Consider the following 15,641-nt stretch of genomic DNA (forward strand, 5'->3'; position numbering starts at 1 on the left):
TTGTGTCGCGATGGGCCGCAAAGCGGCCCCGACAATCTCAGCCCCGAGCGAGCTGCCGTCGCAGCTCCGCCAACACCGGCGCGGTATCAGGCCGAACCCCACGCCAGATAAAGAAGGCTTCAGCCGCCTGCTCAGCCAGCATCCCTAACCCATCCAGCACCTTTGCAGCGCCCAAGTCAGCGGCCCATTGGCAAAACGGCGTAGGCTCCTTGCCATACATCATGTCGTAGCAAACCGTACGCCCCGCCTCGACCAGGCTGTCGGCAATCGGCGGCATTTCCCCGGCCAGGCTCGCCGAGGTGGCGTTGATGATCACATCCACCGGCTCCTGCAACCAGGCGAACCCGCTCGCCACCACCGGGCCCAGCTCATCGAACTCACGCGCCAGCTGCTCGGCCTTTTCCACCGTCCGGTTTGCAATTACCAACGATTGCGGCTTGTGCGCCAATATGGGCTCCAGCACGCCACGCACGGCGCCACCGGCCCCCAGGATGAGAATGCGCTTACCGGCAAGCTCGACCCCGGCATTCACCGTCAAGTCGCGCACCAGGCCAGCGCCATCGGTGTTGTCGCCCTGCAGGGTGCCATCAGCCAGCTTGCTCAGCGTGTTCACTGCGCCAGCGCGCTGGGCACGCGGGGTCAGGCTGTCGCACAAGCGGTAGGCTTCTTCCTTGAACGGCACGGTGACGTTACCGCCGCTGCCTTGCTTGAAGAAGCCGCGCGCGCAATCACTGAACTCGTCCAGCGGCGCCAGCAGGGTGGCGTATTCCAGGTCCTGCCCGGTCTGCTCGGCAAACAGGCGGTGGATCAGCGGCGACTTGCTGTGGCCGATGGGGTTACCAAAAACGACGTACTGGTCCATGACGGCTCCTTGTTTATCCACAGGCTTACTGGCCGAGCCAGTCGCGGTCCTGCAGGAAGTACTCGGTCAGGCGCGCTTCTTCGCTGCCGGGCGCAGCCTTCCAGTCGTAGCCCCAACGCACCTGAGGCGGCAGCGACATGAGGATGGACTCGGTGCGGCCACCGGACTGCAGGCCGAACAGGGTGCCACGGTCGTACACCAGGTTGAACTCCACGTAACGGCCGCGACGGTATTCCTGGAACTCGCGCTGCTGCGGGGTGTAAGGCGTGTCCTTGCGGCGCTGGACGATCGGCAGGTAGGCGTTGACGTAGGCATCGCCAATGGCGCGGATGAAGGCGAAGCAGGTGTCGAAGTCCCACTCGTTCAGGTCATCGAAGAACAGGCCGCCGATACCGCGTGGCTCGCCACGGTGCTTGAGGTGGAAGTAGCGGTCGCACCAGGCTTTGTAGCGTGGGTACACGTCGGCGCCGAAGGGCGCGCAGGCCTGCTCGGCCACACGGTGCCAGTGGATGCAATCTTCTTCATTGCCGTAGTACGGCGTCAGGTCGAAGCCGCCGCCAAACCACCACACGGCTTCTTCACCTTCCTTCTCGGCGATGAAGAAACGCACGTTGGCGTGGGAAGTGGGCACATGCGGGTTGTGCGGGTGAATCACCAGCGACACACCCAGGGCCTCGAAGCCACGGCCAGCCAGTTCAGGGCGGTGGGCACTGGCCGAGGGCGGCAGGCCGGCACCAAACACATGGGAGAAGTTGACCCCGCCTTTCTCGATCACCTTGCCGTCGCCGATCACCCGCGTGCGGCCCCCGCCACCGGCTTCCCGCACCCAGGCATCCTCGACGAAGCGGGCGCCGCCGTCTTCTGTTTCGAGGGCAGAGCAGATGCGGTCTTGCAGGTCGAGCAGGTAGGCTTTCACGGCCTCGGTGCGGCTAGTCATCGGGTCACCAGAAACGGGCAGGGAAGAATTCGCCGCGTAGCATACCACCGCCAGCCCGCGCGCCGCAGTTGACGGCGATCAAGCAAAGGCGTCCGATAGAAGGCCTTTCCCGATCCCGACGACAGGAGTGCGAGATGGCCAAGCGTATCCAGTTCAGCCAGCATGGCGGCCCGGAAGTGCTGCAGTTTGTGGAATTCGAACCCGCCCCGCCCGGGCCGCAGCAGGTGCGTGTGCGCAACCATGCCATCGGCCTGAACTTCATCGACACGTATTTTCGCAGCGGGCTGTATGCGCCGCCGTCCCTGCCTTCTGGCCTGGGCACAGAAGCGGCCGGTGTGGTCGAGGCCGTAGGCGAGGGCGTGACCCGGCTGAAAGTGGGTGACCGCGTGGCCCATGCCGGCGGGCCGCTGGGTGCGTACAGCGAGGTGCATACGCTGCCGGAGGCCAACCTGGTCAAGCTGCCCGACAACATCAGCTTCGAGCAGGCGGCAGCGGTGATGCTCAAGGGTTTGACCGTGCAATACCTGCTGAAGCAGACCTATGAAGTCAAACCGGGCGACGTGATCCTGTTCCACGCGGCAGCGGGTGGCGTGGGTTCGTTGGCGTGCCAGTGGGCCAAGGCCCTGGGCGCCAAGCTTATCGGTACCGTGAGTTCTGCCGAGAAGGCCGAACGGGCCAAGGCGCTGGGGGCATGGGAAACCATCGACTACAGCCATGAAGATGTGGCCAAGCGAGTACTGGAGCTGACCGACGGCAAGAAATGCCCGGTGGTGTATGACGGCGTGGGCGCCGATACCTGGCTGACCTCGCTGGACTGCCTGCAACCACGTGGGCTGATGGTGAGCTTCGGCAATGCCTCGGGCGCGGTGAGCGGGGTGAACCTGGGGATTCTGGCGCAGAAGGGCTCGCTGTATGTGACCCGGCCGACCTTGGCCACCTATGCCAACAATGCCGAGAACACCCAGGCCATGGCCGATGACCTGTTTGCGATGATTGGCAGTGGCAAGCTGGTTGTGGATATCCAGCAGCGGTATCCGCTGAGCGAGGCGGCCAAGGCACAGGCAGAGCTGTCGGCGCGCAGGACTGTGGGGTCGACTGTACTGATCCCCTGAGCCGGACACGTCACCTGTAGGAGCGGGTTTACCCGCGAAGAAGAAGCCGCGGTGCGTGGCACCGGCATTGCCGGTGTTCGCGGGTGAAAACACTCCTACAGGGTCATCCGCCAGGCTTGCAGATCTGTCTCAACCTGGTCGCACGACTTCGCCGGTTGCCAGGTTGCGAATCACACTCGGGTTCTTCCGCCCGCCCAGCGCACCGCCCAGCACCATGTCCAGCTGGCCATGGAAGTACTGCTCCACCCGCAGCCGGGTCTTGGCTGCCGGGCGCCCGCCAGGGTTGCACGAAGTGGAAATCAGCGGCCCCACCAACGCGCACAGCTCACGCACCACCGGGTGATCGCTGACCCGCAGCGCCACGGTGTCATGCTGCCCGGTCACCCATTCTGGCAACAGGTCCTGGTGCGGCACCAGCCAGGTATTGGGCCCCGGCCAAGTGCTGCCCATGCGGTCGATCCAGTCTTCGGGGAAGTCCTCGAACAGGAAGTCGAACTGGCGGATGTTGTCGGCAATCAGGATCAGTCCTTTATCCACAGGCCGCGACTTGAGCGCCAGCAGGCGATACACCGCGTCCTCATTCCATGGATCGCAGCCAAGGCCCCAGACCGCTTCCGTCGGGTAGGCGATTACTGCGCCCGCCCGGATCTCACGTGCGGCTTGTTGCACACGAAAACTGCTCACCATTACTGTTTCTCCGCCTATATACCTAGCATGTGAGCAGTGTACTTAGCCCGCGCGGGCAAACCAACGCCCGGCTTCATTGCTGACCCGGCCTTCCAACTCCAGCTCGGTCAGCTGCGCCAATACTTCGGCCAACGGCAGCTCGCAGCAGTGCGCAAGGCTTTCGCTGGTTTGCGGCGCTGCATGCAGCAGGGCAAGCAAGGGGTGGTCGAACCTGTCCGCAACCGCAGGCGGCAAGTTCTGCCAACCCTTCAGGCTTTCCAGGATCTGCTCCACACTTTCCACCAGCAGCGCCCCATCACGGATCAGCTGGTGACAACCCTTGGCACCAGGGTGGTGAATGGACCCCGGAATGGCATACACCTCGCGGCCTTGCTCGGCCGCCAGACGCGCCGTAATGAGCGAGCCGCTGGCCAGGCTGGCCTCGACCACCAGCACGCCCAGCGACAAGCCGCTGATGATGCGATTGCGCCGTGGGAAATTGCCGGGCAGTGGCCCGGCATCCAGCGGATACTCGGAAACCAGCGCACTGCCATTGTCGATCATCGCCTGCGCAAGCTCATGATGGCGCTGTGGATAAAGTTTTTGCAGCCCCGTACCGAGCACGGCAATCGTGCACCCACCGGCCTGCAACGCGGCCCGATGAGCGGCACCGTCGACACCTACCGCCAGCCCGCTGGTAATGGTGAAACCGGCTTGTGCGAGATAGCGGGAAAATGCCCGGGCAGTGTCGAGCGCCGGGGGTGTAGCACGTCTGCTGCCCACGATGGCCAGCTGAGGGCGGTCGAGCAAGGCCGGTTCACCCGCAACGAAAAGCAGCGGTGGGGCATCGTCGGTTTCTGCCAGCAAGGCAGGGTAGCCAGGGTCGTCCCACATCAGCAAATGCTGGCCCGGGCGCTCTAACCAGGCCATTGCGGCCAGCGCCCCATCTCGTACCTCGGCACTGCGCCGGGCATCGATGGTGGCTTGCGGGATGCCCAACGCTCGCCAGGCCGCACCGGGCGCACTGAGCGCGCAAGAGGCACTGCCGAAGGCATCGAGCAAGGTGCGAAAACGTCGCAGTCCTGTCTCGGGCAGGCGATGCAGACGTAATCGCGCCTCAAGTTCGGCAGGCGGGCAGAGCGACGAATGGTAACGGGGCATGAGGATCGTCCTTGATCGAAACAGGGCCATTTACGTGGCACAACCTGTGGATAACTCTGTGAGTAACACTTTGAAAAGCTGTCCATTGATTGGGGGCTATCAAGCCCATAGACACCCTAGACGAGCTTGCCAGGTGCCGAAATGCCCGTTTCCCTTTATTATGTGTGCTCAGTTTTCAACCGAACGCACAGTGACTGCCTGACCTTATGGCCATCTTGAACATTCTCGAATTCCCGGACCCGCGCCTGCGCACTATCGCCAAACCGGTGACGGAGTTCGACGACGCCCTGCGTCAGCTGATCGACGACATGTTTGAAACCATGTACGAAGCCCCTGGTATCGGCCTGGCCGCCACCCAGGTCAACGTGCACCTGCAGGTCGTGGTCATGGACCTCAGCGAAGACCGCAGCGAGCCGCGCGTCTTCATCAACCCCACGGTCGAAGAACTCACCCACGACATGGGCCAGTACCAGGAAGGTTGCCTGTCGGTGCCCGGCTTCTACGAGAACGTCGACCGCCCGCTGCGTGTTCGGGTCAAGGCCCAGGACCGCGACGGCAAGCCGTTCGAGCTGGAATGCGAAGGCCTGTTGGCGGTGTGCGTGCAGCACGAATTCGATCACCTCAACGGCAAGCTGTTCGTTGACTACCTGTCGCAGCTCAAACGCGACCGGATCAAGAAGAAACTGGAAAAGCAGCACCGCCAGCAAGCCTGATCCCCACCTTCCAGAAGGCTTGCTCCGGCAAGCCTTTTTCTTTTTTGAAGCGAGAACTCCATGCGCATCGTCTTTGCAGGCACTCCAGAGTTTGCCGCCGAACACCTCAAGGCCCTGCTCGACAGCCCCTACGAGATCGTGGCCGTCTACACCCAGCCCGACCGCCCAGCCGGCCGTGGCCAGAAGCTCATGCCAAGTGCGGTCAAGGCACTGGCCGTGGCCCATGACATCCCGGTGTTCCAGCCGCAGACCCTGCGCAACGCCGATGCCCAGGCCGAACTGGCCGCATTGAAGCCAGACCTGATGGTGGTGGTCGCCTACGGCCTGATCCTGCCGCAGGCGGTGCTGGATATCCCGCGCCTGGGCTGCATCAACAGCCACGCCTCTCTGCTGCCACGCTGGCGCGGTGCGGCACCGATCCAGCGCGCCGTGGAAGCCGGCGACGCCGAGAGCGGCGTAACCGTGATGCGTATGGAAGCTGGCCTGGACACCGGCCCGATGCTGCTCAAGGTCGTCACCCCGATCAGTGCCGACGACACCGGCGGCACCTTGCACGACCGCCTGGCCGAGATGGGCCCGCCTGCCGTCGTACAGGCCATCGCCGGCCTGGCCGACGGCTCGCTGCAAGGTGAAGTACAGGATGATGCCCTGGCGACCTACGCACACAAACTGAACAAGGACGAGGCGCGCATCGACTGGAGCCGCCCGGCCGTCGAGCTGGAGCGCCTGATCCGCGCCTTCAACCCGTGGCCCGTGTGCCACAGCACCCTCGATGGCGAAAGCGTGAAGGTGCTGGCCGCCAACTTGTCCACAGGCAAGGGCGCCCCGGGCGAAATCCTTTCCGCCAGCAAGGACGGTCTCGTCGTTGCTTGCGGTGACCAGGCGCTGAGCCTGACCCGCCTGCAATTGCCTGGCGGCAAGGCGCTGAGCTTCAGCGACCTGTTCAACAGCCGCCGCGAGAAGTTCGCCGCCGGCAAGGTGCTGGGCCAATGAACCCACGCCTCGCTGCCGCCCGTGCCCTTGCCGCTGTGCTTAGCGGCAAGGCCTCGCTGAACAGCTCGCTGCCGGCCCAACTGGACAAGGTCGACGAACGCGACCGTGGCCTGACCCAGGACCTGGCGTTCGGCACCGCGCGCTGGCAACCACGCCTCGACCTGCTGGCCGCCCAACTGCTGCAGAAACCGTTCAAGGCCGCTGACGCCGATGTGCAGGCGTTGCTGCTGGTCGGCCTGTACCAGTTGTTCTACACCCGCATTCCGGCCCACGCCGCCATCGGCGAAACCGTGGGCTGTGCCGACAAGCTGAAGAAGCCATGGGCCAAGGGCCTGCTCAATGCCGTGCTGCGCCGCGCCCAGCGCGAAGGCGAGGAACTGCTCGCCAGCATGGAGCGCGACCCAGTGGTGCGTACCGCCCACCCGCGCTGGCTGCAGAAGGCGCTGAAAGCGTTCTGGCCCGAGCAATGGGAAGCCATCTGCGCCGCCAACAACGCCCACCCGCCGATGATTCTGCGGGTCAACCGCCGTCACCACAGCCGCGATGCCTACCTGGCACTGCTGGCCGAAGCGGGCATTGGCGCCAGCGCCTGCCAGTACAGCCGTGACGGCATCGTGCTGGCCGAGGCCTGTGACGTGCGCGGCTTGCCAGGCTTCGCCGAGGGCTGGGTGAGTGTGCAGGACGAAGCCGCGCAACTGTCCGCCGACCTGCTTGAACTGGCCCCCGGCCAGCGCGTGCTCGACGCTTGCTGCGCACCGGGCGGCAAAACCTGCCACTTGCTGGAGGCCGAAGCCGGCCTGGCCCACGTCGTGGCCATCGACCTCGAAGCCAAACGCCTGATCCGCGTGCGCGAAAACCTCGACCGCCTCAAGCTCGACGCCGAGCTGATCGCCTGCGATGCCCGCGACACCGCCAGCTGGTGGGATGGCAAACCGTTCCAGCGCATCCTGCTCGACGCGCCATGCTCGGCCACCGGCGTGATCCGCCGTCACCCAGACATCAAGCTGACCCGCCAGGCCGACGACATCCTGGCCCTGGCAGCGCTGCAAGGCGAGCTGCTCGACGCCCTGTGGCCAACCCTGGAAGTAGGCGGCATGCTGTTGTACGCCACCTGCTCCAGCCTGCCGACCGAGAACACCGAAGTAATCGACGCTTTCCTCGCCCGCACCCCAGGTGCCCGTGAGCTGGACCTGGCCACCGAGGCCGGCCTGCGCCAGCCCCACGGCCGCCAGTTGCTGGCCCAGGAAGGCGGCCACGACGGCTTCTACTATGCCAAGCTGATCAAGATCGCCGCCTCACGCGGATAAGCACACAGGGTAGGGAGTAGCGGATGAAGATCATCATCCTTGGCGCAGGGCAGGTAGGCGGTACGCTGGCAGAGCACCTGGCCAGCGAAGCGAACGACATTACCGTGGTCGATACAGACGGCGACCGCCTGCGCGACCTCGGCGATCGCCTGGACATCCGTACCGTGCAGGGCCGCGGCTCGCTGCCGACGGTGCTGCGCCAGGCCGGTGCCGACGACGCCGACATGCTGGTGGCGGTCACCAACAGCGACGAAACCAACATGGTCGCCTGCCAGGTGGCCTATTCGTTGTTCCACACCCCGACCAAGATCGCCCGGGTGCGTGAATCGTCCTACCTGACCCGCGAAGAGCTGTTCGACAACGACCACATCCCGGTGGACGTGCTGATCAGCCCCGAGCAGGTGGTGACCAACTACATCAAGCGCCTGATCGAACACCCAGGCTCGCTGCAAGTAATCGACTTCGCCGAAGGAAAGGCCCAGTTGGTGGCGGTAAAGGCCTACTACGGCGGCCCGCTGGTCGGCCAGCAACTGCGCCAGATACGTGCGCACATGCCCAACGTCGACACCCGCGTGGCGGCCATCTTCCGCCGCGACCGGCCGATCACTCCGCGTGGCGACACAGTGATCGAGGCTGACGACGAAGTGTTCTTCATCGCCGCCAAAAAGGACATTCGCGCCGTGATGGGCGAACTGCGGCGCATCGACGAAACCAACAAGCGCATTGTCATCGCCGGCGGCGGGCAGATCGGCGAGCGTCTGGCCGAAGCCATCGAAAGCCGCTACCAGGTGAAGATCATCGAGATGAGCCCGGCCCGTTGCCGGCACCTGTCCGATACCCTGGAAAGCACTGTGGTGCTCCAGGGCAGTGCCTCGGACAAGGACCTGATGCTCGAAGAGAACATCGCCGATGCCGATATTTTCCTGGCCCTGACCAACGACGACGAAGCCAACATCATGTCGTCGCTGCTGGCCAAGCGCCTGGGTGCGGGCAAGGTGATGACCATCATCAACAACCCGGCCTATGTCGACCTGGTGCAGGGCGGCGATATCGACATCGCCATCAGCCCGCAGCTGGCAACCATCGGCACCCTGCTGGCGCACGTGCGCCGGGGCGACATCGTCAGCGTGCATTCGCTGCGCCGCGGCGCGGCCGAGGCCATCGAGGCCGTGGCGCACGGGGATTCGAAGTCGAGCAAGGTGGTCGGCAAGGCCATCGAAGACATCGCCCTGCCACCGGGTACCACGATCGGTGCGATCATCCGTGACGAAGAAGTGATGATCGCCCACGACGACACCATGATCGAATCGGGGGACCATGTGATCCTGTTCGTTGTGGATAAAAAGCATATTCGCGATGTGGAAAAGCTGTTCCACGTCGGCTTGAGTTTCTTCTAGGAGAAGAGGGCATGCGCGAATCGCTGGAGAAGATGCTGGCCAAGGGTGTGGATAACCCGCTGCTCAGGTTTGGGCTGGGCAAGGCTTGGCTGGATGAAGGCAACGGCGTTGAAGCGGCGGTGCACCTGGCGCGCTGTGTTGAGCAGGACCCGAAATATTCCGCAGCGTGGAAGCTGCTGGGCAAGGCGTATCAGTTGCAGGGTGACCTGACGGCAGCACGCAAGGCCTGGGAAGACGGAATCGTGGCGGCGCAGGCCCATGGGGACAAGCAGGCCGAGAAAGAGATGACCGTGTTCCTCAAGAAGCTCAACAAGGTCTGAGATTGTCTGGGCTGCTTTGCAGCCCATCGCGACACAAGGCCGCTCCTACAGGTGACCGCCATCCTTTGTAGGAGCGGCCTTGTGTCGCGAAAGGGGCGCAAAGCGCCCCCAAAAATCTCAATACCAGCGCGGCTCGCCAGCCGGTCGCTTCTTGAAGCGCTTCATGCTCCACATGTACTGGCTCGGGTACTCGCGCACATAGCGTTCGACTACCTTACTCATCGCCGCCGCCGACACGTTGACGTCGGTGCTGTACATCTCCTCGGGCGCCGCCTCCAGAAACACCTTGAAGCCCGAACCATCCGGCAGCCGCAGCGCATGCAGAAACACCCCCACCGCCTTGCCACCCGCCAGCATGTTAGGCACGAACTTGCTGGTCAGCGCCTGGGTGCCCAGGAACGGCACGAACACCCCTGCCGATTCCGCAGGCTCCGGGTCGGCAGGAATGCCCACCTGGCCACCACGGCGCACTTCCTTGATCACGCTGAGGATGCCTTCCTTGGTCGAAGGCGCTACGCGGTTGCCCATCTGCACGCGCTGCTCACGCAGCAGGTCATCCACCGCCTTCAGCTTTGGCGGGCGGTAGAAGATGATTGGTTTGCACTGGTTACAGTAGAAGTGGTTCAGCACTTCCCAGTTGCCCAGGTGGCTGGTAATACCCACCACGCCCTTGCCCGAGGCCAGGGCCTGCTCCAGCACTTCCAGGCCGTGCACTTCCTTGACCAGCTCCAGCGAACGCTGCGGCGGCCAGATCCAGGCACAGGCACTTTCGACAAAGGATTTGCCGATATCCCGCAGCGCCTGGCCAACCAGCTGCTCACGGGCAACCGGGTCCATCTCGGGGAAACACTTGGCCAGGTTGATCCGCACCACGTTGCGCGAACCGTTGGGGACTTTCCACATCAGCCAGCCAATACCCGCGCCGACGCGCTGTACAGCGCCCCAGGGCAGCTTGGCAAACAGGCGCAGCACCCCGACCATCAGGGCGCCCTTGAACTTTTCCACAGGCGAATTCCTTATTTCAGCAAGGCGCGCATTGTAACCCCTCAGCGCAACAAGGCGGCGTAGCGATCGCAATCGGTGGTGTGGTCCATGACCATGCCGGTGGCCTGCATGAAGGCGTAGCAGATGGTCGGGCCGACGAAGGTGAAACCGGCCTTCTGCAGGGCCTTGCTCATGGCCGTGGCTTCGTCGGTGACAGCCGGCACTTCGCCGCGCCCCTTGAAGTGGTTGATCTTCGGCTCGCCGCCGACGAACGACCACAGCCATTGCGCAGGGTTATCCACAGCCAGCCAGGCTTGCGCGTTGCGCCGCGCAGCCTTGAGCTTGAGGCGATTGCGAATGATGCCGGCATCTTGCATCAGTTCCTCGATGCGTTCGTCGCTCATGGCGGCCAGTTTCACCGGGTCGAAGCCGTACATCACCTGGCGATAACGCTCGCGTTTGCGCAAAACGGTGATCCACGAAAGCCCGGCCTGGAACCCTTCGAGCAAAAGCATCTCGAAGAGCAACGCCGGGTCACGCTGGGGCGTTCCCCATTCCTGGTCATGGTAGGCCTGGTACAACGGATCGTCGGTACACCAAAAGCAGCGTGGCATAAGGCTCCAATGAGTAGAGGGCGAGGCGAATCAGGTTATACTCCCGCTCTTTACATCCGCATCCCCAGATACAGGTGAATTTCGTGAGCCAGCCTACGCCAGCCGTGCGTACCTTCCAAGACCTGATCCTCGCCCTGCAGAACTACTGGGCAGCTCAAGGTTGTGTGGTGCTTCAGCCCTACGATATGGAAGTAGGCGCCGGCACTTTCCATACCGCCACGTTCCTGCGCGCCGTCGGCCCAGAGACCTGGAACGCCGCCTACGTGCAGCCTAGCCGTCGCCCTGCCGACGGGCGGTATGGCGAAAACCCAAACCGCCTGCAGCACTACTACCAGTTCCAGGTAGTGCTCAAGCCCAACCCGGCCAACTTCCAGGAGCTGTACCTCGGCTCGCTGAAAGCCATCGGCCTGGACCCGCTGGTGCACGACATCCGCTTCGTCGAAGACAACTGGGAATCGCCGACCCTCGGCGCCTGGGGTCTGGGCTGGGAAATCTGGCTGAACGGCATGGAAGTCACCCAGTTCACCTACTTCCAGCAGGTAGGCGGCATCGAGTGCTACCCGGTTACCGGTGAAATCACCTACGGCCTGGAGCGCCTGGCCATGTACATCCAGGGCGTGGACTCGGTGTACGACCTGGTGTGGGCCGACGGCCCGTTCGGCAAAGTCACCTATGGCGATGTGTTCCACCAGAACGAAGTGGAGCAGTCGACCTACAACTTCGAACACGCCAACGTCGACAAGCTGTTCGAACTGTTCGACTTCTACGAAAGCGAAGCCAACCGCCTGATCAAGCTGGACCTGCCGTTGCCGACCTACGAAATGGTCCTGAAGGCCTCGCACACCTTCAACCTGCTGGACGCCCGCCGCGCCATCTCGGTAACCGAGCGCCAGCGTTACATCCTGCGTGTACGTACCCTGGCCCGGGACGTGGCGCAAAGCTATCTGCAAGCCCGCGCACGCCTGGGCTTCCCGATGGCCACCCCTGAACTGCGTGACGAAGTGTTGGCTAAGCTGGAGGCTGCACAATGAGTGCTCAAGATTTCCTGGTAGAACTGGGCACCGAAGAGCTGCCACCCAAGGCCCTCGCCAGCCTCGGCGACGCCTTCCTGGCCGGCATCGAGAAAGGCCTGCAGGCCGCTGGCCTGAACTACACCGGCAAGCAGGTGTACGCCGCGCCACGTCGCCTGGCCGTGCTGATCCGCCAGCTGGACGTGCAGCAGCCTGACCGCAGCATCAACATCGACGGCCCGCCCATGCAGGCTGCTTTCAAAGACGGCGAGCCGACCCAGGCAGCCTTGGGCTTTGCCAAGAAGTGCGGCGTAGAGCTGGCCGAAATCGACCAGAGCGGCGCCAAGCTACGCTTCTCCCAGCACATTCCGGGCAAGGCCACCGCCAGCCTGCTGCCGACCATCATCGAGGATTCGCTCAACGACCTGCCGATCCCCAAGCGCATGCGCTGGGCGGCCAGCCGTGAAGAGTTCGTGCGCCCAACCCAATGGTTGGTGATGCTGCTGGGCGACCAGGTGGTCGACTGCACTATCCTGTCGCAGAAGGCCGGCCGTGAATCCCGTGGTCACCGCTTCCACCACCCGGAAAACGTGGTGATCACCACCCCGGCCAACTACGTCGAAGACCTGCGCAAAGCCTACGTGCTGGCGGACTTCGCCGAGCGCCGCGAGCTGATCAGCAAGCGTACCGCCGAGCTTGCCATGCAGCAGGAAGGCACGGCCATCGTGCCGCCGGCGCTGCTGGACGAAGTGACCGCCCTGGTCGAGTGGCCAGTGCCGCTGGTGTGCTCGTTCGAGGAGCGTTTCCTCGAGGTGCCGCAGGAAGCCCTGATTACCACCATGCAGGACAACCAGAAGTACTTCTGCCTGCTGGACAGCGAAGGCAAGCTGCTGCCGCGCTTCATCACCGTGGCCAACGTCGAAAGCCGTGACCCGAAGCAGATCGTGCAAGGCAACGAGAAAGTCGTGCGCCCACGCCTGACCGACGCCGAGTTCTTCTTCAAGCAAGACAAGAAACAGCCGCTGGAAACCTTCAACGAGCGCCTGAAAAACGTGGTGTTCCAGGCTCAACTGGGCACCGTGTACGACAAGGCCGAGCGTGTTTCCAAGCTGGCTGCCTTCATCGCCCCGCTGATCGGTGGCGACGCCCAGCGTGCCGGCCGTGCGGGCCTGCTGTCCAAGTGCGACCTGGCCACCGAAATGGTCGGCGAATTCCCTGAAATGCAGGGTGTTGCCGGTTACTACTACGCGCTCAACGACGGTGAGCCGCAAGACGTTGCCCTGGCCCTGAACGAGCAGTACATGCCGCGCGGTGCTGGCGCCGAGCTGCCGCAGACCCTCACCGGTGCTGCCGTGGCCATCGCCGACAAGCTCGACACCCTGGTCGGCATCTTCGGCATCGGTATGCTGCCTACCGGCAGCAAGGACCCGTATGCCCTGCGCCGTGCCGCGCTGGGCGTGCTGCGTATCCTGATCGAGAAGCAGCTGGACCTGAACCTGACCGGTGCGGTCGAGTTCGCGGTCAAGCAGTTCGGTGCCAAGGTCAAGGCCGCTGGCCTGGCGGAGCAGGTGCTGGAGTTCATCTTCGACCGCCTGCGTGCGCGTTACGAAGACGAAGGCATCGACGTCGCCACTTACCTGTCGGTACGTGCCCTGCAGCCAGGCTCGGCCCTGGACTTCGACCAGCGCGTGCAGGCCGTGCAGGCCTTCCGCAAGCTGCCGGAAGCCGAAGCCCTGGCCGCGGTGAACAAGCGTGTATCGAACCTGCTGAGCAAGGCTGAAGGCGCCATCGCCGAACAGGTCGAGCCGAAGTACTTCGACAACGCCAACGAGTTCTCCCTGTACTCGGCCATCCAGCAGGCCGACCAGGCCGTGCAACCGATGGCTGCTGCACGCCAGTACAGCGAATCGCTGGCCCGCCTGGCCGCCCTGCGTGACCCGGTCGATGCCTTCTTCGAGGCGGTGATGGTGAACGCCGAAGACGCCAAGGTACGTGCCAACCGTTATGCCCTGCTCAGCCGCCTGCGCGGCCTGTTCCTGGGCGTGGCCGACATTTCGCTGCTGGGGTAAGCCTTGAAACTGCTGATTCTCGACCGTGACGGGGTGATCAACTACGACTCCGACGCCTACATCAAGACGCTGGAAGAGTGGGTGCCGATCCCAGGCTCGGTCGAAGCGATCGCGCAGTTGAGCAAGGCCGGCTGGACGGTGGCTGTGGCCACCAACCAGTCCGGCATTGCCCGTGGCTATTACCCGCTGGCAACCCTCGAAGCCATGCACGCGCGCCTGCGTGCGCTGGTGGCCGAGCAGGGTGGCGAAGTGGGCCACATCGTGTATTGCCCGCACGGGCCAGACGAAGGCTGCGATTGCCGCAAGCCCAAGCCTGGCATGCTGCGGGCGATCGCCGCGCATTACCAGGCCGGCCTTGAAGGCGTCTGGTTCGTCGGCGACAGCAAAGGTGACCTGGAGGCTGCCCTGGCCGTCGGTGCACAGCCCGTGTTGGTGAAAACCGGCAAGGGCGAGCGGACCCTGGAAAAAGGCGTCCCGGAAACTACACTGATTTTCGACGATCTGGCAGCTATCGCCAGAGAACTAATTTAAACAGTGCGCCTTCGGGCGCATTTTTCTCAGGCGGGCATGCCCCGCAATGGTACAAGCCACTATGTCGATCCTGCAGGCGATCAGAATCTTTCTTTTTTACCTGCTGCTGGGCACCAGTTCGCTGCTGTGGTGCTCGCTGAGCTTCTTCATCGCGCCATTCCTGTCGTTCCCCAAGCGCTACAAGTTCATCAACGTGTACTGGTGCCGCTGCGCGCTGTTTCTGGTGCGTACCATCCTGGGTATCGACTACAAGATCACTGGCGCCGAGAACGTACCGGATGAGCCTTGCGTGATTCTGTCCAATCACCAAAGCACCTGGGAAACCTTCTTCCTGTCCCAGTACTTCTCACCGCTTAGCCAGGTGCTCAAGCGCGAGCTGCTGTACGTGCCGTTTTTCGGCTGGGCCATGGCCATGCTGCGGCCGATCGCCATCAACCGCGACAACCCCAAGGAAGCGCTGCGCCAGGTGGCGAGCAAGGGTGACGAGCTGCTCAAGCAGAAAACCTGGGTGCTGATTTTCCCGGAAGGTACACGCGTGCCGTTCGGTACGATCGGCAAGTTCTCCCGCGGCGGCACCGCACTGGCTGTGAATGCCGGGTTGCCGGTGCTGCCAATTGCCCACAACGCCGGCAAGTTCTGGCCGAAGACCGGTTGGGGCAAGCGTGCCGGTACCATCGAGGTGGTCATTGGCGAGCCGATGTACGCCAATGGTACCGGGCCACGTGCTATCGCCGAGCTCAACGACCGCGCTGCGGCGTGGAACGAGGCAACCCAGCGGGCCATGGGCTCGCTGCCACCAGCTGCGGAAAAGCCCCAGGAGCAGATGGCCTGATCATCTGTGGATAACTTGTGAGCAATTTTTCCATCAAATGCTTAAAGTGATCTCTAAGTGTTTGAATTATATGTTTATTTCTATGCATTACATTTTCTTGAAAATCGTGCATAAGTTTTTTCGAGGCATAAAA

At 63.4% G+C, this 15,641-nt stretch carries 16 protein-coding genes; 10 read left to right on the forward strand and 6 right to left on the reverse strand.

The genetic code is table 11. The annotated features are described in order from the left end of the window. Nucleotides 1–37 precede the first annotated feature (37 nt). Together aroE and hemF are read right to left on the reverse strand one after the other, a co-directional pair. Complete coding sequence (gene aroE, locus APH42_RS10255) at nt 38–862, reverse strand: shikimate dehydrogenase (RefSeq protein WP_060493241.1); 825 nt, start codon at nt 860–862, stop codon at nt 38–40. Nucleotides 863–887: 25 nt separating this feature from the next. Next, nucleotides 888–1,799: an oxygen-dependent coproporphyrinogen oxidase gene (gene hemF, locus APH42_RS10260; RefSeq protein WP_012269881.1), complete on the reverse strand. Its 912-nt coding sequence runs from the start codon at nt 1,797–1,799 to the stop codon at nt 888–890. A gap of 134 nt (nt 1,800–1,933) precedes the next feature. On the opposite strand from hemF, the gene APH42_RS10265 reads away from it, so the two are divergent. Then, a complete protein-coding gene (locus APH42_RS10265) occupies nt 1,934–2,911 on the forward strand; it encodes an NADPH:quinone reductase (protein WP_060493242.1) in 978 nt (325 codons plus the stop codon). Between the two features lie 129 nt (nt 2,912–3,040). On the opposite strand, the gene APH42_RS10270 is transcribed toward APH42_RS10265, so the two are convergent. Together APH42_RS10270 and dprA are read right to left on the reverse strand one after the other, a co-directional pair. Further along, the gene (locus APH42_RS10270) at nt 3,041–3,598 is read right to left on the reverse strand and encodes an L-threonylcarbamoyladenylate synthase (protein ID WP_060493243.1); all 558 of its coding nucleotides are present in this window, start codon (nt 3,596–3,598) and stop codon (nt 3,041–3,043) included. Nucleotides 3,599–3,640: 42 nt separating this feature from the next. After that, nucleotides 3,641–4,738, reverse strand: coding sequence for a DNA-processing protein DprA (gene dprA / locus APH42_RS10275; protein ID WP_060493244.1), 1,098 nt, complete (start codon nt 4,736–4,738; stop codon nt 3,641–3,643). 206 nt (nt 4,739–4,944) lie between these two features. Here dprA and def point away from each other — a divergent pair, with 206 nt between their 5' ends. Genes def through APH42_RS10300 form a run of 5 tightly spaced genes read left to right on the forward strand, consistent with a single transcriptional unit; the run spans nt 4,945 to nt 9,468 of the window. Beyond that, nucleotides 4,945–5,451, forward strand: coding sequence for a peptide deformylase (gene def, locus APH42_RS10280; protein WP_012269876.1), 507 nt, complete (start codon nt 4,945–4,947; stop codon nt 5,449–5,451). A gap of 60 nt (nt 5,452–5,511) precedes the next feature. Continuing rightward, nucleotides 5,512–6,444: a methionyl-tRNA formyltransferase gene (gene fmt, locus APH42_RS10285; RefSeq protein WP_012269875.1), complete on the forward strand. Its 933-nt coding sequence runs from the start codon at nt 5,512–5,514 to the stop codon at nt 6,442–6,444. Further along, nucleotides 6,441–7,751 (forward strand): 16S rRNA (cytosine(967)-C(5))-methyltransferase RsmB, encoded by a 1,311-nt coding sequence (rsmB, locus tag APH42_RS10290; protein ID WP_060493245.1) that lies wholly within the window; start codon nt 6,441–6,443, stop codon nt 7,749–7,751. Before fmt ends, rsmB begins: the two co-directional genes overlap by 4 nt. Nucleotides 7,752–7,774: 23 nt before the next feature. Then, complete coding sequence (gene trkA, locus APH42_RS10295; RefSeq protein WP_012269873.1) at nt 7,775–9,148, forward strand: Trk system potassium transporter TrkA; 1,374 nt, start codon at nt 7,775–7,777, stop codon at nt 9,146–9,148. An 11-nt stretch (nt 9,149–9,159) separates the two neighbouring features. After that, entirely contained in the window at nt 9,160–9,468 is a 309-nt protein-coding gene (locus tag APH42_RS10300) for a tetratricopeptide repeat protein (RefSeq protein ID WP_012269872.1), read from the forward strand. Between the two features lie 117 nt (nt 9,469–9,585). Here the strand turns inward: APH42_RS10300 and APH42_RS10305 are convergent, their stop codons facing one another. Further along, nucleotides 9,586–10,473 carry a lysophospholipid acyltransferase gene (locus APH42_RS10305; RefSeq protein ID WP_012269871.1) on the reverse strand — a complete coding sequence of 296 codons (888 nt, stop codon included), beginning with the start codon at nt 10,471–10,473 and terminating at the stop codon, nt 9,586–9,588. Nucleotides 10,474–10,514: 41 nt separating this feature from the next. Then, nucleotides 10,515–11,066, reverse strand: a complete 552-nt coding sequence (locus APH42_RS10310) for a DNA-3-methyladenine glycosylase I (RefSeq protein ID WP_012269870.1) — start codon at nt 11,064–11,066, stop codon at nt 10,515–10,517. A gap of 83 nt (nt 11,067–11,149) precedes the next feature. On the opposite strand from APH42_RS10310, the gene glyQ reads away from it, so the two are divergent. Genes glyQ through APH42_RS10330 form a run of 4 tightly spaced genes read left to right on the forward strand, consistent with a single transcriptional unit; the run spans nt 11,150 to nt 15,508 of the window. Then, the gene (gene glyQ, locus APH42_RS10315; protein ID WP_012269869.1) at nt 11,150–12,097 is read left to right on the forward strand and encodes a glycine--tRNA ligase subunit alpha; all 948 of its coding nucleotides are present in this window, start codon (nt 11,150–11,152) and stop codon (nt 12,095–12,097) included. Further along, nucleotides 12,094–14,145, forward strand: a complete 2,052-nt coding sequence (gene glyS / locus APH42_RS10320) for a glycine--tRNA ligase subunit beta (protein ID WP_012269868.1) — start codon at nt 12,094–12,096, stop codon at nt 14,143–14,145. Before glyQ ends, glyS begins: the two co-directional genes overlap by 4 nt. 3 nt (nt 14,146–14,148) lie before the next feature. Continuing rightward, the gene (gene gmhB, locus APH42_RS10325; protein WP_012269867.1) at nt 14,149–14,676 is read left to right on the forward strand and encodes a D-glycero-beta-D-manno-heptose 1,7-bisphosphate 7-phosphatase; all 528 of its coding nucleotides are present in this window, start codon (nt 14,149–14,151) and stop codon (nt 14,674–14,676) included. 46 nt (nt 14,677–14,722) lie between these two features. Beyond that, nucleotides 14,723–15,508 (forward strand): 1-acyl-sn-glycerol-3-phosphate acyltransferase, encoded by a 786-nt coding sequence (locus APH42_RS10330; protein ID WP_012269866.1) that lies wholly within the window; start codon nt 14,723–14,725, stop codon nt 15,506–15,508. The last annotated feature ends 133 nt before the right edge of the window (nt 15,509–15,641 follow it).

This window comes from Pseudomonas sp. NBRC 111140, assembly GCF_001320885.1.
GTDB classification, from domain to species: domain Bacteria; phylum Pseudomonadota; class Gammaproteobacteria; order Pseudomonadales; family Pseudomonadaceae; genus Aquipseudomonas; species Aquipseudomonas putida_P.

Coding starts and splice junctions, on each gene's coding strand:
- aroE (WP_060493241.1), bottom strand. CDS start 862: ATGGACCAGTACGTCGTTTTTGGTAACCCCATCGGCCACAGCAAGTCG.
- hemF (WP_012269881.1), bottom strand. CDS start 1,799: ATGACTAGCCGCACCGAGGCCGTGAAAGCCTACCTGCTCGACCTGCAA.
- APH42_RS10265 (WP_060493242.1), top strand. CDS start 1,934: ATGGCCAAGCGTATCCAGTTCAGCCAGCATGGCGGCCCGGAAGTGCTG.
- APH42_RS10270 (WP_060493243.1), bottom strand. CDS start 3,598: ATGGTGAGCAGTTTTCGTGTGCAACAAGCCGCACGTGAGATCCGGGCG.
- dprA (WP_060493244.1), bottom strand. CDS start 4,738: ATGCCCCGTTACCATTCGTCGCTCTGCCCGCCTGCCGAACTTGAGGCG.
- def (WP_012269876.1), top strand. CDS start 4,945: ATGGCCATCTTGAACATTCTCGAATTCCCGGACCCGCGCCTGCGCACT.
- fmt (WP_012269875.1), top strand. CDS start 5,512: ATGCGCATCGTCTTTGCAGGCACTCCAGAGTTTGCCGCCGAACACCTC.
- rsmB (WP_060493245.1), top strand. CDS start 6,441: ATGAACCCACGCCTCGCTGCCGCCCGTGCCCTTGCCGCTGTGCTTAGC.
- trkA (WP_012269873.1), top strand. CDS start 7,775: ATGAAGATCATCATCCTTGGCGCAGGGCAGGTAGGCGGTACGCTGGCA.
- APH42_RS10300 (WP_012269872.1), top strand. CDS start 9,160: ATGCGCGAATCGCTGGAGAAGATGCTGGCCAAGGGTGTGGATAACCCG.
- APH42_RS10310 (WP_012269870.1), bottom strand. CDS start 11,066: ATGCCACGCTGCTTTTGGTGTACCGACGATCCGTTGTACCAGGCCTAC.
- glyS (WP_012269868.1), top strand. CDS start 12,094: ATGAGTGCTCAAGATTTCCTGGTAGAACTGGGCACCGAAGAGCTGCCA.
- APH42_RS10330 (WP_012269866.1), top strand. CDS start 14,723: ATGGTACAAGCCACTATGTCGATCCTGCAGGCGATCAGAATCTTTCTT.